Raw genomic sequence first — 23782 nt, 5'->3', positions numbered from 1 at the left:
CTGTTACTGGTTCATGACAAAAAATCCCGCCGCCAGAGAGGCGTTCAGGGCGATTTGACTTAAGGTGATGGTGAAGAATAGGCCTGAGTTGCAGTGATGGCAGCATAAAATAGGGCATTTCTCTTGCGGAATGCGCATCTGTTTTCGGAACAATTCCCGAGCGATGAAAAACAAGGCCAGTGTTAAATTAATTCCTACAAATCAATCAGTAATCTCCTCTTTCCTCGCTTCTCTCGATCTCCGACACTGGATTCGTACCTGTTGTTATTGAGTTCATGTGGAGAGAGAAAAATGAAAAAAACGGTAATTCTGCTGGGCGCACTGGTACTGACCAGCTTCACTCAGGTTCAGGCGGCCACAAGCGCGGGCGAAGCGGCTGGCGCGCAGGCATCCACGACGGCGAAGGGTAACTCTGACGCGATCGGTGTTGGCGCTGTAGGCGCGCTGCTCGGCGTGGCGCTGGCGACCATGGGCGGCGGCGACAAAGGTGGCAGCGGTACCTCAACCACCACCGCGACCCAAGCCGGTAAATAACGTATCACGGCCGTTCCGTTAATCTCTGCCATTTAATACCGCACATTTCGTCGCGGCGCGATTTATCGCGCAATCAATTGCGCCGCGACGATGTGTGCGTTTTGCGAAAGAGTGTTGAGTAGGACACCAACGGCGATTGCGCTTTTTTAAGGCGTCTCTTTCACATAATCGATGCTGTTCACAAACCACAGCTTCTGCCCTTCCGGCGTGTTGACCACCACTTCGTCATCCACTTCTTTCTTGATCAGCGCGCGCGCCATCGGCGAGTCGATCGAGATGTACTCTTTCATCGTCTCGCCATAAATTTCATCCGGGCCAACAATGCGGAAACGCTTCACGTCGCCCTGCTCATTCTCCACTTGCACCCAGGCACCGAAAAACACTTTGCCCTCCTGCTGCGGCGCGTAATCGACGATTTTCAGATCGGCGAGGCATTTACGCAGATAGCGCACCCGGCGATCGATCTGGCGCAGCAGACGCTTGTTGTAGGTGTAATCCGCGTTTTCCGAACGATCGCCGAGGCTGGCCGCCCAGGAGACGATTTTGGTGACTTCCGGACGCTTTTCATTCCACAAATGGTCGTGTTCGGCACGCAGCTTGTTATAGCCTTCGCGGGTAATCAGTTGGGTTTTCATGACTTCAACTCGTGGTGACGGCGGTTCTTCGCAGCAAAGAGGCTAACAATAAGCGACCGATTGACCATCAGCAAGATTGCGCGCGCTGCATTCAGAAAAAGACGGATTCACGGGCCACCGGCTGGCAATTTTCGGCCTCATTCCGTATAACTGTCCGCTATTTCCAACCCTGTGTAAGCATTGTTAATGATGATGAAAGATTCACTGAGCCAGATTATCGCAGGTGAGCTGAAGGCACGCGCCGACCAGGTTGATGCTGCCGTTCGCTTACTTGATGAAGGGAACACCGTGCCGTTTATCGCACGTTATCGTAAGGAAGTGACCGGCGGACTCGACGACACCCAGCTGCGTTTGCTGGAGAGCCGTCTGAGTTACCTGCGCGAGCTGAACGATCGTCGCCAGTCGATTCTGAAATCCATCGACGAACAGGGCAAACTCACGCCTGAACTCGCCACCGCCATCAACAGCACGCTGAACAAAACCGAGCTGGAAGACCTTTACCTGCCGTACAAACAGAAGCGTCGCACGCGCGGACAGATCGCTATTGAAGCCGGTCTGGAACCGCTGGCCGATACGCTGTGGCAGGACCCATCGCAGGATCCCGAGCAGCTGGCCGCCAGCTACGTTGATGCCGACAAAGGTGTCGCCGACGTGCGCGCTGCGCTGGATGGCGCGCGCTACATCCTGATGGAGCGCTTTGCCGAAGACGCGACGCTGCTGGCGAAAGTGCGTGAATATCTGTGGAAGAACGCGCATGTGGTTTCGCGCGTGGTGGAAGGTAAAGAGGAAGAAGGCGCGAAATTCCGCGACTACTTCGATCATCACGAAGCGCTGAGCGGCGTCCCGTCGCACCGTGCGCTGGCGATGTTCCGCGGCCGCAATGAAGGCGTGCTGCAGCTGTCGCTGAATGCCGATCCGCAGTTCGATGAAGCCCCGCGTGAAAGCTATGGCGAAACGCTGATCGCCGAACACCTCAAGCTGCGCCTGAATAACGCGCCAGCGGATAGCTGGCGTAAAGCGGTGGTGAGCTGGACCTGGCGCATCAAAGTGCTGCTGCACCTCGAAACTGAATTGATGGGCACCCTTCGTGAACGCGCCGAAGATGAAGCCATCAACGTATTTGCCCGTAACCTGCACGATCTGCTGATGGCCGCGCCTGCGGGCATGCGCGCCACCATGGGCCTCGATCCAGGCTTACGTACCGGCGTGAAAGTTGCGGTGGTAGATGCCACCGGCAAGCTGGTCGCCACTGATACCATTTATCCGCACACCGGCCAGGCGGCGAAAGCGGCCACGGCTGTGGCGGCGTTGTGCGCCAAACATCAGGTTGAACTGGTGGCGATTGGTAACGGTACCGCCTCGCGCGAAACCGAGCGCTTCTTCCTCGACGTGCAGAAGCAGTTCCCGCAAATCAACGCGCAGAAAGTGATCGTCAGCGAAGCCGGTGCATCGGTCTATTCCGCTTCTGAGCTGGCGGCGCTGGAGTTCCCGGATCTCGACGTTTCCATCCGTGGCGCGGTTTCCATCGCGCGTCGCCTGCAGGACCCGCTCGCTGAGCTGGTGAAGATCGATCCGAAATCGATCGGCGTAGGCCAATATCAGCACGACGTCAGCCAAAGCCAGCTGGCGAAGAAGCTGGATGCGGTAGTGGAAGACTGCGTAAACGCCGTGGGTGTCGATCTCAACACCGCGTCTGTGGCGCTACTGACCCGCGTGGCCGGTTTAACCCGCATGATGGCGCAGAATATTGTTAGCTGGCGTGATGAAAATGGCCGCTTCCAGAATCGTCAGCAACTGCTAAAGGTGAGCCGCCTCGGGCCGAAAGCCTTTGAGCAGTGCGCGGGCTTCCTGCGCATCAACCACGGCGATAACCCTCTGGATGCCTCAACCGTGCACCCGGAAGCCTATCCGCTGGTCGAGCGCATTCTGGCCGCCACCGAGCAGGCGCTGAATGAGCTGATGGGCAATGCTGGCGGACTGCGCGATCTGAATGCCCGCGACTTTACCGATGAGCGCTTCGGCTTGCCCACGGTTACAGACATCATCAAAGAGCTGGAAAAACCGGGCCGCGATCCACGTCCGGAGTTTAAAACCGCGCAATTTGCTGAAGGCGTGGAAACGCTCAACGATCTGCTGCCGGGCATGGTGCTGGAAGGCGCCGTCACCAATGTCACCAACTTCGGTGCTTTCGTCGATATCGGCGTGCATCAGGATGGTTTGGTGCACATCTCTTCCCTTTCCGACAAGTTCGTTGAAGATCCCCATCAGGTGGTGAAAGCCGGCGATATCGTCAAAGTGAAGGTGATGGAAGTGGATATGCAGCGTAAGCGTATTGCGCTCACCATGCGTCTGGACGAGCAGCCTGGTGAAAGCAATGCCCGCGGCAGCAACCGCAGCGCAGGCAAAGAAAACGCCCGCCCGGCGGCCAATAACAAAGGTCGCGGCAAACCTGCCAGCTCGTCTGCCGGCAATAGCGCGATGGGCGATGCGCTCGCCGCGGCATTCGGTAAAAAACGCTAAGTTCCTGCCGTAAATAACGCGCGGAGAAACCTTAGTCTCCGCGTGTATCAGCTTGATAAATCTCCTCATCCAACTACGCTGAAAAAATAACCTTCCGCGTGGCCCAGCGATCCATGGATATTATCAACGCCTTAATCGATGAGATTTATCACGGCAGCTTTCCGGTCGCGGCGCGTGAACGCCTGCTTTCACACATTCGTGCCGCACGCGATACGGCAAAACTGCCGCGCAAGGCGCACTGGGATGAGAAAGATGTGGTGCTGATTACCTATGCCGATCAGTTCCGCGAACCCGAACAGCCAACCCTCGCCAGCTTCTCGCGTTTTTATCAGCAGCATCTGCAATCCACTTTCAGTCTGGTGCATCTGTTGCCGTTCTTTCCCTACTCTTCCGACGATGGCTTCTCGGTTATCGACTATCACCAGGTCAATCCGATTTGCGGCGACTGGCAGCACATCAGCGCGCTGCACAGCGAAACGCGGCTGATGTTTGATTTTGTCTGCAACCATATGTCGGCGCACAGCCGCTGGTTTCAACACTTTCTGGCGCAGGATCCGGGTTGGGATGATTTCTTTATCAGCATGCCGCCGGCGACCGATCTCAGCGCGGTGACGCGTCCACGCACCTCGCCGCTGCTCACACCGTTTGCGATGGCCGACGGCGAGACGCGCTATATCTGGACCACCTTCAGCGCCGACCAGATCGACCTCAACTTTGGTAATCCGGAAGTGCTGATTCGCATGGTCGATGTGCTGCTCGACTACCTGAACAAAGGCGCGGATTATGTGCGGCTCGACGCGGTGGGCTACATGTGGAAAACGCCGGGCACCAACTGCATTCACCTGCCGAAAACGCATCAGCTGGTGAAGCTGTTTCGCGCCATCGCCAATGAAGTGGCGCCCGGTACGGTGATCGTCACCGAAACCAACGTGCCGCACAAAGACAACATCAGCTATTTCGGTAACGGCAAAGATGAAGCGCAAATGGTGTATCAGTTTTCGCTGCCGCCGCTGGTGCTGCACGCCATTCATTCCGGATCGGCGCGTGCGCTGCGTCAATGGGCCAGCACGCTGGATTTAGGCGGTGGCACCACCACTTTCTTTAACTTTCTCGCCTCGCACGACGGCATTGGACTCAATCCGGCGCGCGGCATTTTGTCGGAAGTGGAGATTGTGGCGCTGGTGCGTGATTTAGCGCTGGAAGGCGCGCTGGTCTCTTACAAGAACAATGCCGATGGCACCACCAGCCCTTACGAAATCAATGTCACCTATTTCGATGCGCTCAATCAGCAGGACGACGACGATGACACGCGTTTGCGCCGCTTCCTGCTGGCGCACGCGATTCTGCTGTCATTTCCTGGCGTACCGGCGATTTACATTCAAAGTATTCTTGGCTCGCGCAACGATAATGAAGGCGTGCGCGCCGCCGGTCATAACCGTGCCATCAACCGGGAGAAGTACAGCCTGCGTGAAATGGAACAGTGGATCAGCGGCGGCAACCCGCTGCGCCAACAGGTGTATGAACGCCTGAGCGCGCTGATTCAACTGCGCACGCGGCAGCCCGCGTTTCATCCCGATAATCCGATGACGCTGCTGGAAAGCGAAAATAGCCTGCTGGTGTTGCGTCGCCATCAGCCGGATAGCGATGAGGGGTTGCTGTGTGTGTTTAATCTCAGCCGTCATGAGGTGACGACACAGTTACCGCTGGCGCGGCATATGCAGGATGTGATTAGCGGTGAGAAGCTGGATGGCAGCCAGCCCTTAACGCTGGCTGCGTGGCAGTTTATGTGGCTGCGGTAAACGTCATGATCAGCTGCGTAAATTCATCGGGGTGAGAAATGAAAGGCGCATGCGCGGCTTTCTCCATCACCACCGAGGATGAAGCTGGCCAGCGTGAATCCAGTTCTTCTGCGATGCGACGCGGCACCAGCCCATCGAGATAGCCGTAAATGCGCAGGAACGGCAGCGGCAGATCGTCGAGCGCGGCACGCAAATCGTCCTGACGCAAAATCTCTAATCCCCCTTCCAGCACCGCAACCGACGGCATCGGCTGCGATAACACCACCTCTTTCAACTGACGCGCATCCTGTCGCGCGTTCTCCGTGCCCATGGTTTGCAGCGCCAGAAAGCGCTCCACGGTGCGCTGGAAATCGGTGCTCAACTGCTGCTGAAAATTTTGCAGCGTTTCGGGCTTGATGCCCGGCCATTGATCACGCGCGGTAAAACACGGCGATGAGGCAACGGTGATCAGCGCTGCAACGCGCTCCGGCTGGGTTAACGCCAGCTGGCTGGCCACCAATCCACCCAGCGACCAGCCGAGCAGCACCGCGCGATCGGGTAATTGCGGCAACAGCTGTTGCGCCATTTCCGCTAAGGTCAGCGGCGCAAAACCCTGGCTGCGGCCAAAGCCCGGCAGATCCACCAGATGCAGGCGAAAATGCGAGCTGAGTCGCGGAACGATGTTTTGCCACACTTCGGCGTTCAAACCCCAGCCGTGCAGCAGCACAAGATCGCGATCGCCCGTGCCTGTGGTGTGCCAGTAAAGCGAACTCATCGGTTACACTCCGGAAAAGTGATAAGGAGGTCGCTATGCTACCAATCCCGGCCCTGTGTTGGCTATGCCGCCTGCCGTTGCAGATTGCCAGCCACGGTTTGTGCAGCCGCTGCGTGCAGCAAATTCCGCGGCTACCGGCACTCTGTCCCTGCTGCGGTTTACCGGCCAGTGGAATGCAGCCGTGCGGGCGCTGCCTGCGCCGCCCGCCGCCGTGGCAGAGCCTGAGCTGCGTCAGCGATTACCTGCCGCCGCTGAGCGATTGGGTGCAGCAGCTGAAGTTTTCTCGCGTAACCGCACTCAGAGTGATGCTGGCGCGGCTGATTTTGTTAAAATTGTTAACAATGCGTCGTGATTACCGGCTGCCGCGTGTAGATTTGGTGCTGAGCGTACCGCTGCATCGTCGGCGCGCCTGGCAACGCGGCTACAATCAGGCGGCGCTGCTAGCAAAACCGCTGGCTCGCTGGCTGGGCTGTGAATATCGCGAAGCGGTAAAGCGGGTGCGACAGGGCGCAGTTCAGCATTCATTGAGCGCCAGCGCGCGCAAAAAGAACCTGCGCGGCGCGTTTCGCCTTGAAATGCCGGTGCGCGGACGCCATATCCTGCTTATCGACGATGTTGTGACGACCGGAAGTACCGTGGCGGAAATTAGCCGCATCCTGCTGGCGCAAGGCGCGGCCAGCGTACACATTGGTTGCCTGTGCCGTACCTTGTAGAGCGTCGGTGTTGGGCGTATTATAACCAAGTAATTTAGTCAACTATTGAGCAATCGCCATGATCGTTATTACTGATGCTGCGCAAGAGCACTTCTCAAAATTGCTGTCCAAACAAGAAGATGGCACTCAGATTCGCGTATTCGTCATTAATCCGGGTACGCCAACCGCAGAATGCGGTGTTTCTTACTGCCCACCCGATGCAGTAGAAGCGACTGATACCGAATTTAAGTTCGAAAAACTGTCAGCCTTTGTTGATGAGCTGAGCGCACCGTACCTCGATGACGCGGAAATCGACTTTGTTACCGACAACCTCGGTTCGCAGCTGACGCTGAAAGCGCCTAACGCCAAAATGCGGAAAGTCTCTGACGATGCGCCAATGGTGGAACGCGTGGAATATCTGCTGCAAGCGCAGATTAACCCGCAGCTGGCTGGTCACGGCGGTCGCGTATCGCTGATGGAAATCACCGATGACGGCATCGCCATTCTGCAATTCGGCGGTGGCTGTAACGGTTGTTCGATGATCGACGTCACGCTGAAAGATGGCATCGAGAAAGAGCTGCTGGCAGCCTTCCCTGAGCTGAAAGGCGTGCGCGATTTGACCGAGCACCAGCGCGGCGAGCACTCGTACTACTGATTAAGCACGCGGCAGCGACCCGACGCTGCCGCGCGTTCTTCAACGCTTCCTGCGCCCGGTATTCACCGCATTCAATAAGCCCGGCACGTTTCCTCTAAACATCTTTTCGATTGTGACACTTAACTTGCGCCGCCAGTTTGGATATTCCTCTACCGTACCCGGCACGTTGACCGGTGAAGTCATAGCAAGCCAGTCTTCAGGTTGCAGCCCCAGCAATGCGCTGTTAGTGCGCGCCAGATAGCGGTGGAAGCCGCGATTGAGCATCGGTGTGAAGGACAATCGGCTGGCAACGGTACCGTGGCGCGCAGGCAACGTATTCATCTGATGCAGCGCATCCAATAGCGCCTGTTTTTGTTTATCCCTTTGCCTTAGCAATGACATGTATACGCTCTCCTGGTACAAGCCCAGTTTGTGACCCAGAAAAAGATCCTCATATCTCCAGAATCCCGCCAACGTCGGCAAATCATGGGTACTGGCGCTGGCAATCGACTGCACGGGATACTCTTGCGGCTGACGATAGCTGCCATCGCCGTGCTGCTCGAAGAACAACACTTTCCACGAGAAAATGCCGCTTTTGCGCAGCAGGCTGACGATCTCTTTTGGCACCGTGCCGAGATCTTCGCCAATGACCATGCAGCGATGGCGCTGACTCTCCAGCGCCAGGATCGCTAGCAGATCCTCAACCGGATAGGCCACGTAAGCACCTTTATCCGCGCTTTCGCCGTAGGGAATCCACCACAAGCGCAGCAGCGCCATCACGTGATCGATACGCAAAGCGCCGCAGTCACGCATATTGGCGCGCAGCAGGTCGATAAAAGGCTGATAACCGCGCGCGCGCATCACATGTGGATCGAGCGGCGGCAAACACCAGTTTTGCCCCTGCGGACCGAGGCGATCCGGCGGCGCACCGACGGAAGCACCGAGTTTATACAGTTCCGGATCCTGCCAGGTTTCCGCGCTGCCTTGCGCCACGCCGACCGCTAAGTCGCGATATAATCCCACTTTCATGCCAAGCTGCTGGCTAATTTGACAGCAGATGGCAAACTGCTCTTGCGCCACCCACTGCAACCAACTCCAGAACTGAATCTCCTCTTCGTGTTCCGCACACCATTGCTGCACTTCCGGCAACAAAGCGTTGCGCCAGCCTTCCGGCCAGTTGGTCCAACCCCATTCATCAGGATGCTGCTGGCTGCGTTCGGCGAGAATGCCATCAAACGCCGCCTGATAACGCAGATGGTCGCCGCCCTCAACGATAAATTGCTGGAATCCGGCATCTTCAGCGGCGCGCGGCTGGAAGCGCTGCCAGGCAAAGCGCAGCGCGGCCAATTTCAGTTTGGCCACCGCGCTGTAATCGACAAACTCAGCCGCGCGCGCCTGATCCAGCGCTTTGCGTGTTTTCGCCCTTTGCCACCAACGCTGCGCTGCCTCGCTACGCTGAAAATCCTCCAGCCGATTAACGTCGATATACAGCACGTTGAGCCAGCGACGCGAGGTTGGGCTGTAAGGACTGGCATGTTCTGGCTGTGCAGGATAAAGCGCATGCAAAGGATTAAGGCCAACGAAGTCACCGCCATTATTGGCAACGTTCTCCAGCATCTGCGCCAAATCGCCGAAGTCACCGATGCCCCAATTGTCATCCGATCGCAGCGTGTAAAGCTGTACTAACGCGCCCCACAGTTTCTCTCCTTGCTCGACTGATGCCGGGATAAAACAGCGGCGTGGCGCAATGATGATGCGAGTTTGCCACTGCTGGCGACCTTTGCGCAGCGTGAGCTGGTGATAACCTTGTGACAGACGTGGCGGAAGTGTGAGCGGTTCTCCGCCCTGCACTTCGCCGCTGAAGCTTTTGCCCTGTTCGGTTTGTAGCTGCCAGGAAAAGGTGCCGCTGCCTTGTGGCGTCAGTTGGCGCTTGCTGCGAGCGGCAAAAACCTGCACCGGCGGCAGCGGTGGCGCTTTACCGGTTGGCGTTTCCATGACTGCCAGCAACGCGCGTTTGGTCTCATCGCTGATGGTTTCCGGCTCGCCGTGCGCGTTAATAAAGCGCAGCGAAATGCCGGCATCCTGTGTCGCCTGGTCCAGCTTGTTGAGCGTCATAGTGTCTCCAAAATCATCAATCGTGTCTTTATCGGGCCGCCTGCCAAATCCGCTGCTGATAATCGCGAATTGAACGGTCAGAGCTGAAGCGGCCGGTGTGAGCGGTATTGAGGATCGCTGCGCGCGTCCAGGCGTCCGGGTTTTTCCACAACGCTTCCACCTGCTGCTGCGCGGCGATGTAGGCATCAAAGTCGGCCAGCACCAGCCAGGGATCGCCATTTTTGGTCAGGCTTTGCAGCATCAAATCAAACGCATGCTTATCGCCGTCGCTGAACTTGCCCTTCTCCAGCTCCTTCAGCAAACCATCCAGATAAGGATTCTGTTTACGCAGCTTTTTCGGGCTGTAGCCGCCCGCCTTCAGCGCTTTCACCTCGTCCACGCTGTTGCCAAAGATAAAGATATGCTTCGCGCCCACCGCTTCAGCAATCTCCACATTGGCGCCGTCCAGCGTGCCAATGGTGAGTGCGCCGTTCAGCGCCAGCTTCATATTGCCGGTGCCGGAAGCCTCATAACCGGCGGTGGAAATCTGCTCGGAGAGATCGGCGGCCGGAATCATCAGCTCTGCGGCGGTGATGCGGTAATCCGGGATAAACACCACTTTGAGGCGATCGCCGACGAGTGGATCGTTGTTGATCACCTCCGCCACTTTGTTGATGGCATAGATGATATTTTTGGCGAGGTAGTAGCCGGGCGCGGCTTTGGCGCCAAACAGGAACACGCGCGGCACGAAGTCGGGGTTATCCGGGTTGTCGCGCAGCTGGCGATAGCAGTGCAGCATATGCAGCAAACTGAGGTGCTGACGTTTGTACTCATGCAGTCGCTTAATCTGCACGTCAAACAGCGCATCCGGATTGATATCAATGCCGGTCACGCGCTTGACGTAGAGCGTCAGCCGCTGTTTGTTTTGCTGCTTGATGTCGCGAAACTGCTGACGAAACGCCTTTTTGCGGGCGAAAGGTGCCAGCCACGCCAGCGCATCGAGATCGTTGGCCCACTCAACCTGCAGGCTGTCATCGATCAGCGTCGCCAGCAGCGGATTGCACTGTTTCAACCAGCGGCGCGGCGTGATGCCGTTGGTCACGTTATGGAATTTGTTCGGCCACAGCAGGTGATATTCCGGGAACAGATCTTTCACCACCAGCTCGGAGTGCAGCGCCGCCACGCCGTTGACGGCGAAACAGCTCACCACGCACAGATTCGCCATACGCACCTGACCATCAGCCACCACCGCCAGCTTGTGCCAGATCGCTTTATCGTCTGGCCACCGTTGCTTCACCACCTTTTTCAGGCGGCGATTAATCTCGCGGATGATCAACATATGGCGCGGCAGCAGGTCGCGCACCAGCTTCTCATCCCAGCGCTCCAGCGCTTCCGGCATCAGCGTGTGATTGGTATACGCAAAGGTGCGGCTGGTGATGTGCCACGCATCGTCCCAACTCAGTTGATGCTCATCCAGCAGCACGCGCAGCATCTCCGAGATGGCGATGGTGGGATGCGTGTCGTTAAGCTGGATCACTTCGAAATCTGGCAAAGTGCGAATGGCGCGCCCGGCGAGATGATGACGCCGCAGAATATCGCCCACCGCGCAGGCGCACTGGAAATACTGTTGCATCAGGCGCAGCCGCTTACCTTCGGCATGATTATCATTGGGATAGAGCACTTTAGTCAGCTTGTCGGCTGCAATGCCTTGCTGCTCAGCCTGCAGGAACTGGCCGTTGTTGAACGCGGTGAGATCGAACGGCTGCGCGCTGCTGGCTTTCCACAGGCGTAGCGGCAGCGTAATACCGTTGCGATAGCCCACCACCGGCAAATCCCAGGCTTCCCCTTTGAGCTGAATTTTAGGTCGCCAGCTGAGGCTGCCATCGTGGTTCTCTTTGACCTTGCCGCCGAGGCCTACCTGCACATCCAGCGCGGCGTTGTAGCGGAACCACGGATAGCGATCGCGCTGCCAGTCATCCGGCGCTTCCTGCTGCTGTCCGTCGGCAAACGTCTGACGAAACAGGCCGTATTGATAGTTGAGGCCGTGGCCCATCGCAGCCTGGCCGATGGTCGCCATCGAATCCATATAGCAGGCGGCCAAACGCCCCAATCCGCCGTTACCGAGTGCCGGATCCACCTCCTCTTCCAGCAGTTCGCTCAGCTCAACCTGATGTTCCGCCAGCGCGGCTTGCACTTCGTTATACCAGCCAAGATTGAGCAAATTGTTGCCGGTCAAACGCCCCAGCAGAAACTCCATCGACAGATAGTTGACGTGGCGCTGCCCGTGTTTGGCTGGCACAGGTGGCTGCGTCGCCAGCATTTCTGCCAGCACGCGGCTCAGCGCTTGCCACCATTGCTGCGGTGTCATTTGCTGGGCGGAAGTGAGTCCGAGATGCTGCCATTGGCGGGTGAGCGCGGCGTCGAAACGTGTTTTATTGAATTTTTGCTGCGACATATCAATCCCTTCAAGTCCGTTAACGGTAAAGCCGGGCGAGCGCAAGAGGTGAATGGATAAGTAAAGCTGGGGGCGCAGAAAAAAGCGACAGGGAAATGCAGGTGCGGTGAAAAAAATCGGTGCTGATTTTTGTAGCGGCGCGATTTATCGCGCAATAAATTGCGCCGCTACGGCATTAGCAAAGTTCGAGGTGAACTTCGTGCTGTTCAATCACTTTCAGCACGCTGGCCGGCGGGCTTTGATCGGTATACATGTAATCAATCAGGCTCATATTGCCGAGGTTGACCATCGCATTACGGCCAAACTTCGAGTGATCCACCACCAGCATCACGCAGCGCGAGTTTTCGATGATGGCGCGTTTGGTGCGCACTTCGTGATAATCGAACTCCAGCAGCGAACCATCCATATCAATGCCGCTGATGCCGAGAATGCCGTAATCGAGGCGAAACTGCGAAATGAAGTCCAGCGTCGCTTCGCCCATGATGCCGCCATCGCGCGTGCGCACTTCGCCGCCGGCGATAATCACGCGGAAATCCGCTTTCGCCATCAGCAGAATCGCCACGTTGAGGTTGTTGGTGACAACGCGCAGATTGTTGTGATTGAGCAGCGCATGCGCCACCGCTTCCGGCGTGGTGCCGATATCAATAAACAGCGTGGCGCCATCAGGGATCTGGCTCGCCACGCGCTCGGCGATGCGCGCTTTCTCCGCCGACCACATCATTTTACGATCCTGCCATGCGGTATTTTCTGAGCTGGACGGCAGCGCCGCCCCGCCGTGATGGCGCATGATTTTGTTCTGATCGGCCAGGTCGTTCAGGTCACGCCGAATGGTTTGCGGGCTGACTTCAAAGTGATCAACAAGCTCTTCGGTACTGACATATCCCTGACGCCGGACCAGATCGATAATGGCGTCATGACGTTGCGTCTGCTTCACATCTCTCTCCTCGGCTCGTGGCCGCTTCTTTTATTGGTGCTGCTAACGACGCGTAATCTTACGCGTATCAACAAATGCCATCGCTAAACCCACCAGCAAGCCGGTGACGTGCGCGGCGTTGGCGATCGACAGACCAAATGCGCCGTACCAGCCAATCACCAACCATACGACCGCAAAGCCAATCAGGCCGCGCTCGAGATAAATACCACTTTCGGGATCGCGCTCGCCGCGCAGCCAGCAGTACCCCATCAACGCGTAAACCACGCCCGACAAGCCACCAAACAGCACGCCGCTGAACTTGGCCTGCATCCAGCCGGTTAGCAGCGCCGAGATCAGCATAATCACAAACAGCTTGCCGCTGCCGAGACGCTTCTCGACCGCACCGCCGAGATACCACCACCACATCAGGTTGAACAGGATATGCAGTAGCGAGAAGTGCAGCAGCGCATGGCTAAACCAGCGCCACACCTGGAAATATTGCGAAGAATCCGCCGGCCAAGCCAGCCACTCCAGCGCCACATCATCACCGACGATCTGCATCAGGATAAATACCGCGACGCAGGCGATCATGATGGTCATGGTGAGCGGACCTGCGCGTTCGCGAATGCTCGCCCAGATGTGGGTGCGCTCGTAGCGCAAGCCACTTTCGGTGTTGCCGCTATGCCAGCTGGCCGCCTGATAGCGCGGATGGTTGGGATCGCGCACGAACTGCGCGAGTTCGTTTTCGACCCTCTCCAGCTTGCTTTCGTCATCCAACATAATGACAAAGTGGCTTTCGCGCTCAATGCGTAGCGTCACGCCGCGAGTCGCCATGTAGTCGACAAACGCCTGCGCCATGCGCGGATTATTGAACTGGGTGATGCGCATCATGCGGTGATCTCCTTCCTTATGCGATGGGCTCAGGCGTCGCCGAGGGCAACCTGCGCCGGGAATGCCGCGCGCCAGGCATCAAATCCGCCGTCAATGCTGTACGCCGCGCTGAATCCCTGGCCCAGCAGGAACTGCGCCGCGCCTTTGCTGCTGTTGCCGTGATAGCACATCACCAGCACCGGCAAAGCCTGATTGGCGTTGGCGATGAAATCCGCCAGGTTGTCATTGTTCAGATGTTGCGCGCCCGCCGCGTGGCCCATCATAAAGCTCTGCGGATCACGGATATCCACCAGCTGCGCACCTTGTGCCAGATGCTCTTGCGCCTGCAGGACATTAATACACTCGAAGGTTTCCATGGTGTCTCTCATTACTTCATCACAATTAGCGCCTAGTTTAACCTGAGAACGCGCCGCGATAACCTGACAAGTCCTGTGGTTATGTGATTTTTTTCCTGTCGGAATGTTAGCTATATCACGCAAAAATGTTTTTATTCAGTTAACCGCTGGCGTAGATGTTGGTTTCCGATTATTATTACGCTCGAAAACGAACATTTTAGAACTATTCCGAACATCGGAGGAGATGACGTGGAAACCAAAGACCTGATCGTGATCGGCGGCGGCATTAACGGAGCCGGCATTGCAGTGGACGCTGCAGGACGCGGACTGTCGGTGCTGATGCTGGAGGCGCGGGATTTGGCCTGTGCAACCTCCTCCAACAGCTCGAAATTGATTCACGGCGGCCTACGCTACCTTGAACACTATGAATTCCGCCTGGTGGGCGAAGCGTTAGCAGAACGTGAAGTGCTGCTGAAAATGGCCCCGCACATCGCCTTCCCGATGCGCTTCCGTCTGCCGCACCGTCCGCATCTGCGTCCGGCGTGGATGATCCGCATGGGCCTGTTTATGTACGATCGCCTCGGCAAACGCACCACGCTGCCGGGCAGTAAGAGCCTGCGTTTTGGCGCGGATTCGGCCCTCAAGCCGGAGATCACGCGCGGATTCGAATATTCTGACTGCTGGGTTGATGATGCGCGAATGGTGGTACTCAATGCGCAGGAAGTGGAAAAACAGGGCGGCGAAGTACGCACCCGCACGCGCGTGACCCGCGCCTGGCGTGAAGCCGGTTTGTGGATGGTGGAAGCCGAAGATATCGACAGCGGTAAAACCTACACCTGGCGCGCCAAAGGTCTGGTCAATGCGGCCGGTCCGTGGGTAAAAGAGTTCTTCGACGATGGCCTGAAGCTGAAATCGCCGTACGGCATTCGTCTGATCAAAGGTAGCCACATCGTGGTACCGCGCGTCCATCGCGAAAAGCAGGCGTATATCCTGCAAAACGAAGATAACCGTATCGTGTTTGTGATTCCGTGGATGGATGAGTTCTCCATCATCGGCACCACCGACGTGGAGTACAAAGGCGATCCGAAAGACGTGAAGATCGATGACAACGAAATCAGTTACCTGCTGAACGTGTTTAATGGACACTTCAAACAACAGCTAAGCAAAGATGACATCGTCTGGACTTACTCGGGCGTACGCCCGCTGTGCGATGACGAATCGGATTCGCCGCAGGCCATCACCCGTGATTACACGCTGGATGTGCATGACGACAATGGCCAGGCGCCGCTGCTGTCCGTGTTCGGCGGCAAGCTGACCACCTATCGTAAGCTGGCGGAACATGCGCTGGAGAAACTGACCAAATACTACCCGAATATCGGCCCGGCGTGGACTAAAAACGCGGTATTGCCGGGCGGGGATTTCTCCGGTTCACGCGAGGATTACACCGCCAGCCTGCGTCGTCGCTATCCGTTTATCAGCGAAGGGATGGCGCGTCACTTTGCGCGGACTTACGGCAGCCGCACCGAAGAGCTGCTGGCAGGCGCGAAGAGCATCGACGATCTGGGTGAAAACTTCGGTCACGAGTTCTACGAAGCCGAGCTGCGTTACCTGGTGAAAAACGAATGGGTACGCGAACTGGATGATGCGATTTGGCGTCGTACCAAACAAGGTATGTGGCTGAACGAAGCCGAGCAGGCGCGCATTGCCGAGTGGCTGGCGGTCAACGCACAGAAACCGGCGTTGTCGTTAGCGTCATAATCTCAGCCAATTAAAAGGCCGTTATCCTGATGGGATAACGGCCTTTTTTTTATGGAAAACAGCGCGATAAATCGCGCCGCTACGAATGCGTGCACATCTTGTAGCGGCGCAATGCACTGCGCGCATTTGCCCTTATAACCCCGCATTCTCGCGGATGTACTTACGCGCTTTCACCGCATATTCGAACGGATTGGCCAACGCCGGATCCTGCTCCGCTTCCACCACCATCCAGCCTTTATAACCGTAATCATCGAGGATTTTGAACACCGGTTTAAAATCGATCACGCCATCGCCCGGCACGGTAAAAGTCCCCTTCTTCACGCCATCCAGGAACGACAGCGATTTCTCACGCACTTCGGCTACCACGCTGTCGCGCACGTCTTTCAGATGCACGTGGAAAATACGCGGCAGATATTTGGTCAGCACATCCAGCATCGCCTGCTGTGAACCTTCGGAATAGTAGATGTGGCCGGTATCGTACAGCAGGCCAACATTCTCATTGGTCGATTCCATAAAGCGGTCAATCTCGGCTGGCGTCTGAATGCCAGTGCCCATGTGATGGTGCAGCGTGACGCGCATGCCTTTCTTCGCGGCGATCTCCGCCAGCTCGTTGTAGCCTTCTGCGGTTAAGCGCCACTCTTCATCGCTGAAAATCGGCTTCTGCTCCAGCACCGCCAGCGTGGTGCCCTGAATACTTTTGCTCTGCTCAGAGCAACCAATCACGCGTGCGCCCATCGCATGCAGGAAATTCATGTGATTGATAAATTCGTCGATGGTTTTCGCTTTGTCGCCGTTGGCGAAGAAGGTGCTGAACCACGCGTTGCAGATCTGAATGCCACGGATATCGAGCATCGGCTTGAGAATCGCCGGATCGCGCGGATATTTGCTGCCCACTTCGCTGCCGGTAAAGCCCGCGAGCGCCATTTCACTCACGGTTTGCTGGAAGGTGTTTTCGCTGCCCAGCTCTGGCATGTCGTCGTTAGTCCAGCCGATTGGCGCGATCGCCAGTTTAACGTTGTCTTTGTTCATCTTGTTGTCCCTGATTCACAGAGGCGGCCGCTGAGCCGCCGAGGAGTATTTAGCGCACAGCTCAGTTATTTGGCGTAGAAATCCGGACGCGGCGGCATGGTTACCGGCTCAATCGCACCGCTGTTCTGCGCTTTGTGGCAGGCATCGGCGGCCACGGAAGCAGCAAAACCATCCCAGGCAGAAGGTCCGGTCAGTTGACCGTCTTTCACGTCATTAATAAACGCTTGCAGCTCAACGTCATAAGCATCAATGAAACGGTCTTTCCAGTCGGTCAGCAGCGGCACGCCGAGACGCGCGTTTTTGCGCGTTTGGATCGCCGAAGGCTCCGGCAGCTTAGCGATGCCCTCTTCGCCCACCACTTCACACTGAATGTCGTAGCCGTACGCGCAGTTAACGAAGATCTCCACATCAATGCGGATGCCTTTCTGCGTTTCGAACAGCACGATCTGCGGATCTTTCAAATTGGCATGAGACTTCGACGTGGTGCGCGGGAACACCACCTGCACGGTTTTGTAGTCGTCTTCGGTCAGCCAGCGCAGCACGTCCAGCTCGTGAATCAGGGTGTTAGTGATCGCCATGTCGGTGGTGTAATTCTCGCCGACGCTCTGGTTGCGGTGCGCGCAGTGCAGCATCAGCGGTTCGCCGATTTCACCGTCAGTGATCACTTTTTTTAGCGCGCGATAGCCGGCATCGTAAGGGCGCATAAAGCCCACTTGCACCAGACGTTTACCGTGTTTGATCTCGGCATCCACAATGCGACGGCAACCTTCAGCGCTCAGCGCCAGCGGCTTTTCACAGAACACCGGTTTGCCGGCCGCGATTGCCGCCAGCGTAAACTCTTCGTGGGTCGGATCCCAGGATGTCACCAGCACGGCGTCAACGTCTGGCGAGTTGATCACCTGATGACCATCCTGATACACCTCGGCTTCGATATTCAGACGTTGCAGCGCCGCGCGCGCCCCTTCCACGTTGATATCAGAAACCGCCACCACTTTGGCACCCTGCAAGACGTTATTGCAGCGACGAATGTGTTCCTGACCAATTGCACCGGTACCAATTACACCGAGTTTGAGCGTCATAATTACACCTGTAGAGTCGGATAAGTTAGGGTAAAACAAGGCCGGAGAGCTCCGGCCTAAAAGAGGTTTTAATACTTACGTGCTTGTTCGATATGCACGTTAAGGTTGTCGGCCACTTCTTGCGTGCGCGTTGACGTAGAGGTTTGCGCCACGCCGACGTGCCACCAGCTGAAGTATTTGTGCACCATGGTTTTTGGCAGCACTTTGATGTCGAACAGCACGGAAACGGTCTGCTTCTGCGCGTCGATCAACGCGGCTTCCAGCTGTTCCAGCGTGGTAATGCGGTAGGTTTTGCAGCCGTAACCGCCGGCGATCGCCGCGAAGTCCACCGGCACAAAGCCGCCATCCAGCTTGCCACCTTCCGGATTACGGAAGCGGAACTCGGTGGTGAAGCTGTCCATGCCGTGTTCCATCTGCAGGTTGTTGATACAACCGTTGGTCATGTTATCCAGCAGCACCACGTTGATTTTCGCCCCTTCCTGAATCGACGTGACCAGCTCGGAGTGCAGCATCATGAACGAACCGTCGCCAACCATGACGTAGACTTCACGCTGCGGCTGCGCCAGCTTTACGCCCAGCGCGGCGTTCACTTCATAACCCATACAGGAGTAGCCGTACTCAACGTGGTACGAGTTGTAATCTTTGGTGCGCCACACGCGCTGCAGGTCGCCCGGCAGACTGCCCGCTGCCGCGACAATCACCGCATCCTTTGGGAGTTGCTCGTTTAAGGTGCCCAGCACGCTGCTCTGCGTCAGCACCGATTTCGTCAGGCGCTCAAACTCGGCAAACAGCGCTTCGCGATCGGCGTGGTCGGCGATTTCCGGAATGAAATCGTCGGTGTTATAGGTGGCGGCATAGACGCGCTGCGTCTCTTTCAACAGCTTGCTTTGCGACAGCTCAATCTGGCCGCCCCAATGGTTTTCGAAACCTTGCAGCCCGCTTTCCAGCGCGGTTAAACCTTCACGCGCATCCGCCAGCAGCTGCACCGCATCCAGCTTGTAGCTGTCGAAGTTGCTGACGTTGAGGTTCAGATAGCTGACATCCGGATTCTGGAAAATCCATTTCGACGCGGTGGTGAAGTCGGTGTAACGCGTACCGATACCAATCACCAGATCGGCCTCTTTCGCCAGCAGGTTGGCCGCCAGGCAGCCGGTTTCGCCCACGCCGCCGACATTGAGCGGGTGATCGGAAACGATGGTGCCTTTACCGGCCTGAGTTTCGGCAAACGGAATGTTGAAGCGCTCGGCAAATTTCAGCAGCGCATCCCCGGCATCGGAATATTTCAGGCCACCGCCGACAATGATCAGCGGCTTGTGTTTACGCGCAATCAGCGCCAGCGCATCTTCTAATTGCGCGGCAGTTGGCAAGCGGCGATCCAGACGATGCACACGTTTCTGGAAAAAGTATTCCGGGAAGTCCCAGGCTTCGCCCTGCACGTCCTGCGGCAGCGCAATCGTCACCGCGCCGGTTTCTGCCGGATCGGTCAACACGCGCAAGGCGTTGATGCAGGCAGTCATCAGCTGTTCCGGGCGGCTGACGCGATCCCAGTATTTGCTCACCGCGCGGAACGCGTCGTTGGTGCTGATGCTGAGATCGTGGCTCTGTTCAATCTGCTGCAATACCGGATCCGGTTGGCGCGTAGCGAACACATCGCCCGGCAGCAGCAGTAAAGGAATGCGGTTGGCGGTCGCGGTGGCAGCAGCGGTAATCATGTTGGCCGCGCCGGGACCGACCGATGAGGTACAGGCGATAATCTGACGACGCAGCGACTGCTTGGCAAAGCCAATGGCGGCGTGCGCCATGCCCTGCTCGTTACGGCCCTGATGCACCACCAGATCGCCGCTGTCCTGCTCCAGCGCCTGTCCCAATCCCAGCACGTTGCCGTGACCGAAAATGGCAAAAATGCCTTTCACAAATTTGGTTTCAACGCCGTCAACGTTCAGGTATTGGTTATCGAGAAATTTTACCAGCGCCTGTGCCGTGGTGAGTCTGATTGTGCCCATATGCTTCTTCCTTTACATGCTGGTACCTGCGGCGAGGTACATCGCGGTTCGGGTAAAAACTGCCGTTCACGGCGCCCGCGGATTAAGTGAAACGTGAGGCGATTATAAACAAATATTTTTTTCATTAAACACGATTACAGAAGAAACATTTCATTTTGCGATGGAGATCAAATTCAGCAATGAAACGTGGGCTGCGCAAGCCGCGAAAGGGGGAAAAGTGGAACAGTAACAGGTCATTTGCAGGTCATAACGAAATTTCATTTCACTTCAGTAGCTTCCTTGATTCGCCAGCACTTTCCTGAGACCTGGCTCACAAGCCTGACTATCACTGAAACTCCCGACGATTCAAACGCCGCTTTGCGGCCTGGTCAGAGTTTTACCTGGCTCACAAAATCGTGATGGATGTTTCATTTCATATTGAATTTGGAATTTTTATTCCTCATACTGCGACCAAAGCCAATCAGGCACCTTGAGAACCCGGAAGCAAAGCGCTCGACGTTGGGCGGCAGCGCCCGCAGTGTCTGCTTATCACAGAAGGAAACAATAGGTATGAGTACACAACAGAAGCGGCTTGATGTGATTTGTATCGGACGCATCGCCGTCGACCTCTACGGTCAGCAAATTGGATCACGCCTGGAAGATATGACCAGCTTCAACAAATATCTCGGCGGGTCTTCCGGCAACGTGGCCTACGGTACGGCGATCCAGGGCCTGAAATCGGCGATGCTGGCGCGCATAGGTGACGAGCATAACGGCCGCTTTTTGCGTGAAGAGCTGCAACGTGCGGGCTGCAATACCGATGGCCTGATTACCGATAAGCAGCGCCTGACCGGGCTGGTGATCCTTGGGATCAAAGATGAAGAGAGCTTCCCGCTGATCTTCTACCGCGACAACTGCGCCGATATGGGGCTGGTGCCGGAAGATATTAACGAAGATTTCATCACCTCTTCACGCGCGGTCGCCGTCACCGGCACGCACCTTTCGCATCCGCAAACCCGCGCCGCCGTACTGAAAGCGCTGGATATCGCCAAACGCAACGGCCTGCGCACCGCGCTGGATATCGATTATCGTCCGGTGCTGTGGGGATTGACCTCACTCGGCGACGGCGAAACGCGTTTCATTGAATCGGGCGAAGTGACGCAACAGCTGCAGGAAGTGCTGCACTATTTCGATTTGGTGGTCGGAACGGAAGAAGAGTTCCATATCGCTGGTGGCAGCACCGATACGCTGACCGCGCTGAAAAATGTGCGTCAATCGAGCCAGGCCACATTAGTGTGCAAACGCGGTCCGCTGGGTTGCGTGGTGTTTGAGGGCGAGATCCCGGATAGTTGGGAACAGACCAAACTGCAGAGCGGCGTGCGCGTTGAAGTGCTGAACGTGCTGGGTGCGGGCGATGCCTTTATGTCTGGCCTGCTGCGCGGCTGGCTGAATGATGAAAGCTGGGAGCAAGCGTGCCGTTACGCGAACGCCTGTGGCGCGCTGGTGGTTTCGCGCCACGGCTGTGCACCGGCGATGCCGACCAAAGAAGAGCTGGACGATTTCCTTAGCCGCGATAAAGAGGTGAAACGTCCGGATCTTGATGTACGTCTTAATCACCTGCATCGCGTCACCACGCGTAAACAGCAGTGGCCAGAGCTGAATGTGTTCGCCTTCGACCATCGCAAACAGCTGGCTGATATGGCACGCGAAGCGGGCGTCAGCGAAGCGCGCATCCCAGAATTGAAACTGCTGCTGCTGCGTGCCGCAGAAGAAGCGGCCAATGAAGCCGGCCTGAATGAAAAGAGCGGCATCCTCGCGGACACCACTTACGGCCAGAAAGCGCTGAACGCGATTACCGGTAAAAACTGGTGGATTGGGCGTCCAATTGAGCTGCCAAGTTCACGTCCGCTGCGCCTTGAACACGGCAACATCGGCTCACAGCTGGTCGACTGGCCAGCCGAGCACGTGGTGAAATGTCTGGTGTTCTACCATCCGCACGACAGCGCGGAACTGCGTAAAGAGCAGGATGAGCTGGTGCTCGATGTGTGGAATGGCTGTAACAAGAGCGGGCACGAACTGCTGCTGGAGCTGATTCTGCCGGAGAGCAATCCGGACCGTGACGAATCCTACTATTACGACATGCTGAGCCACTTCTACAGCCTTGGCATTCAGCCAGACTGGTGGAAACTGCCGCCGCTGTCTGCCGAAAGCTGGCAGGCGATCAGCGGGTTGATCGAGCAGAACGACCCGCACTGCCGCGGCATTCTGCTGCTGGGCCTCGATGCCCCGGAAGAGACGCTGAAAGCCGGTTTCGCCGCCGCAGCGCAAGCGCCGTGGGTGAAAGGTTTCGCGGTAGGCCGCACCATCTTCGGCCAGCCGTCACGCCAGTGGCTGCAAGGCGAGCTGGATGATACAGCGCTGGTTGAGACCGTGAAAGGGAACTACCTGCGGTTGATCGGCTACTGGCGCGCTGTACGCGGTTAAGTGCGAAGTTAGCTGGGAAAAAGCGGCCAATTGGCCGCTTTTTTGATTGTGCTCGCTGGCCCTCATCCTAGCCTTCTCCCGCCAGCGGGAGAAGGGACCGATCCAGCAACTGTTGAGTATTGAACGCGATCTGCTAAGCCGCACAAGACGGTTCCCTCGCCCGCTTGCGGGAGAGGGTTAGGGTGAGGGGAAAACCTGCATATTCTGTGAGGCATTTCATAAACCGATGAAATAAGCGTCACGATGATGTCAAACAAATGAAATTTTCCATCCATCTGGTACTATAGCGCTCATTATCCAGCCATATTTTCTTTTCTAGCGGGCCGAAGTAATGACCAATAATCCAACGCAATTAACCTTGTTACAGGACGAGATCCGTCGTCGCTATGAGACGCTGAGCAAACGCCTGAAGCAGGTGGCTCGTTATATCCTTGATAACAGTAACAGCATCGCTTTCGATACCGTTGCTTCCATCGCACAACATGCCGATGTGCCGCCCTCGACGCTGATCCGCTTTGCCAACGCCTTTGGCTTCAGCGGCTTCAACGAAATGAAACAGGTTTTCCGTCAGCACCTGATGGAAGAGACCGTTAACTATACCGAGCGCGCACGTCTGTTCCGCCAGACCGCCACTGACGACAGCGCCACTTCACCTGAGAGCCCGGCCGAAATTCTCAATGTCTTCACCATGGTGAATAGCCAGGCGCTGCAACAGCTGGCGATGCAGGTCAATCCGGACCAGCTCAACCGCGCGGTGAAAATGCTCGATGAAGCCGAGAACATCTACATCATCGGCCTGCGTCGCTCATTCAGCGTGGCATCGTATCTGGTGTATGCGCTGCGCCATCTGGAGCGTCGTGCGTTTCTGATCGACGGCCTCGGCGGCATGTTCACCGAGCAGCTGAGCATGGTGAACCCGAAAGACGTGGTGATCGCCATCAGCTATTCGCCATACGCGCGTGAAGCGGTGGAGTTGGTTGAGTTGGGTGCCAAACGTGGCGCGCATCTGATCGCCATCACCGACAGCCAGGTCAGCCCGCTGGCTGCCTTCAGCGATGTGTGTTTTGTGGTGCGTGAAGCGCAAGTGGATGGCTTCCGTTCGCAGGTCGCTTCGCTGTGTCTGGCACAGACGCTCGCCGTGTCGCTGGCGCTGAACAACAACGTGGCCAGCGAATAATCTCTTCGCAGAGTCGA

18 protein-coding genes are annotated in these 23782 nt (G+C 56.8%); 8 read left to right on the top strand and 10 right to left on the bottom strand.

The features are described 5' to 3' along the window. The first annotated feature begins 291 nt into the window (after positions 1 to 291). The gene (yjbE, locus tag KVT28_RS20815; protein WP_101762681.1) at positions 292 to 534 is read left to right on the top strand and encodes an exopolysaccharide production protein YjbE; all 243 of its coding nucleotides are present in this window, start codon (positions 292 to 294) and stop codon (positions 532 to 534) included. A gap of 146 nt (positions 535 to 680) precedes the next feature. Here the strand turns inward: yjbE and greB are convergent, their stop codons facing one another. After that, positions 681 to 1169 (bottom strand): transcription elongation factor GreB, encoded by a 489-nt coding sequence (gene greB, locus KVT28_RS20810; protein WP_101762682.1) that lies wholly within the window; start codon positions 1167 to 1169, stop codon positions 681 to 683. 189 nt (positions 1170 to 1358) lie between these two features. Here greB and KVT28_RS20805 point away from each other — a divergent pair, with 189 nt between their 5' ends. Together KVT28_RS20805 and KVT28_RS20800 are read left to right on the top strand one after the other, a co-directional pair. Further along, complete coding sequence (locus KVT28_RS20805) at positions 1359 to 3689, top strand: Tex family protein (RefSeq protein WP_217549951.1); 2331 nt, start codon at positions 1359 to 1361, stop codon at positions 3687 to 3689. 113 nt (positions 3690 to 3802) lie between these two features. After that, entirely contained in the window at positions 3803 to 5488 is a 1686-nt protein-coding gene (locus KVT28_RS20800; protein ID WP_101762683.1) for an alpha-amylase family glycosyl hydrolase, read from the top strand. Here KVT28_RS20800 and bioH read toward each other — a convergent pair. After that, on the bottom strand, positions 5472 to 6242 hold the full coding sequence (gene bioH, locus KVT28_RS20795; protein WP_217549909.1) for a pimeloyl-ACP methyl ester esterase BioH: 771 nt from the start codon (positions 6240 to 6242) through the stop codon (positions 5472 to 5474). The genes KVT28_RS20800 and bioH overlap by 17 nt on opposite strands. A gap of 35 nt (positions 6243 to 6277) precedes the next feature. Here bioH and gntX point away from each other — a divergent pair, with 35 nt between their 5' ends. Beyond that, on the top strand, positions 6278 to 6955 hold the full coding sequence (gene gntX / locus KVT28_RS20790; protein WP_101762685.1) for a DNA utilization protein GntX: 678 nt from the start codon (positions 6278 to 6280) through the stop codon (positions 6953 to 6955). A 58-nt stretch (positions 6956 to 7013) separates the two neighbouring features. Then, complete coding sequence (gene nfuA / locus KVT28_RS20785; RefSeq protein ID WP_064741235.1) at positions 7014 to 7589, top strand: Fe-S biogenesis protein NfuA; 576 nt, start codon at positions 7014 to 7016, stop codon at positions 7587 to 7589. 39 nt (positions 7590 to 7628) lie between these two features. Here the strand turns inward: nfuA and malQ are convergent, their stop codons facing one another. From malQ to glpE, 5 genes are all read right to left on the bottom strand, one after another. After that, positions 7629 to 9683 (bottom strand): 4-alpha-glucanotransferase, encoded by a 2055-nt coding sequence (gene malQ, locus KVT28_RS20780; protein WP_217549907.1) that lies wholly within the window; start codon positions 9681 to 9683, stop codon positions 7629 to 7631. 28 nt (positions 9684 to 9711) lie between these two features. Continuing rightward, positions 9712 to 12117, bottom strand: coding sequence for a maltodextrin phosphorylase (gene malP, locus KVT28_RS20775; RefSeq protein WP_217549905.1), 2406 nt, complete (start codon positions 12115 to 12117; stop codon positions 9712 to 9714). A 175-nt stretch (positions 12118 to 12292) separates the two neighbouring features. After that, complete coding sequence (locus KVT28_RS20770; protein WP_101762688.1) at positions 12293 to 13051, bottom strand: DeoR/GlpR family transcriptional regulator; 759 nt, start codon at positions 13049 to 13051, stop codon at positions 12293 to 12295. A gap of 42 nt (positions 13052 to 13093) precedes the next feature. Further along, positions 13094 to 13918 (bottom strand): rhomboid family intramembrane serine protease GlpG, encoded by an 825-nt coding sequence (gene glpG / locus KVT28_RS20765; RefSeq protein WP_217549949.1) that lies wholly within the window; start codon positions 13916 to 13918, stop codon positions 13094 to 13096. 32 nt (positions 13919 to 13950) lie between these two features. After that, positions 13951 to 14277 (bottom strand): thiosulfate sulfurtransferase GlpE, encoded by a 327-nt coding sequence (gene glpE, locus KVT28_RS20760; RefSeq protein ID WP_101762689.1) that lies wholly within the window; start codon positions 14275 to 14277, stop codon positions 13951 to 13953. 228 nt (positions 14278 to 14505) lie between these two features. On the opposite strand from glpE, the gene glpD reads away from it, so the two are divergent. Continuing rightward, a complete protein-coding gene (glpD, locus tag KVT28_RS20755) occupies positions 14506 to 16014 on the top strand; it encodes a glycerol-3-phosphate dehydrogenase (protein WP_110867634.1) in 1509 nt (502 codons plus the stop codon). A gap of 132 nt (positions 16015 to 16146) precedes the next feature. On the opposite strand, the gene iolE is transcribed toward glpD, so the two are convergent. The 3 genes from iolE to iolD form a co-directional block, all read right to left on the bottom strand. Further along, complete coding sequence (iolE, locus tag KVT28_RS20750; protein ID WP_217549903.1) at positions 16147 to 17043, bottom strand: myo-inosose-2 dehydratase; 897 nt, start codon at positions 17041 to 17043, stop codon at positions 16147 to 16149. 65 nt (positions 17044 to 17108) lie between these two features. Further along, a complete protein-coding gene (locus tag KVT28_RS20745) occupies positions 17109 to 18122 on the bottom strand; it encodes a Gfo/Idh/MocA family protein (protein ID WP_217549901.1) in 1014 nt (337 codons plus the stop codon). A 68-nt stretch (positions 18123 to 18190) separates the two neighbouring features. After that, a complete protein-coding gene (gene iolD, locus KVT28_RS20740; RefSeq protein ID WP_192236966.1) occupies positions 18191 to 20125 on the bottom strand; it encodes a 3D-(3,5/4)-trihydroxycyclohexane-1,2-dione acylhydrolase (decyclizing) in 1935 nt (644 codons plus the stop codon). A gap of 549 nt (positions 20126 to 20674) precedes the next feature. Here iolD and iolC point away from each other — a divergent pair. Together iolC and KVT28_RS20730 are read left to right on the top strand one after the other, a co-directional pair. Further along, a complete protein-coding gene (gene iolC, locus KVT28_RS20735) occupies positions 20675 to 22588 on the top strand; it encodes a 5-dehydro-2-deoxygluconokinase (RefSeq protein WP_217549899.1) in 1914 nt (637 codons plus the stop codon). 331 nt (positions 22589 to 22919) lie between these two features. Then, positions 22920 to 23765, top strand: coding sequence for a MurR/RpiR family transcriptional regulator (locus KVT28_RS20730; RefSeq protein ID WP_192414806.1), 846 nt, complete (start codon positions 22920 to 22922; stop codon positions 23763 to 23765). Positions 23766 to 23782 lie beyond the last annotated feature (17 nt).

It is taken from the genome of Pantoea sp. GbtcB22 (genome assembly GCF_019091025.1).
In the GTDB taxonomy this organism is placed as follows: domain Bacteria; phylum Pseudomonadota; class Gammaproteobacteria; order Enterobacterales; family Enterobacteriaceae; genus Pantoea; species Pantoea leporis.
This window is presented reverse-complemented; position numbering and strand designations above follow the sequence as displayed.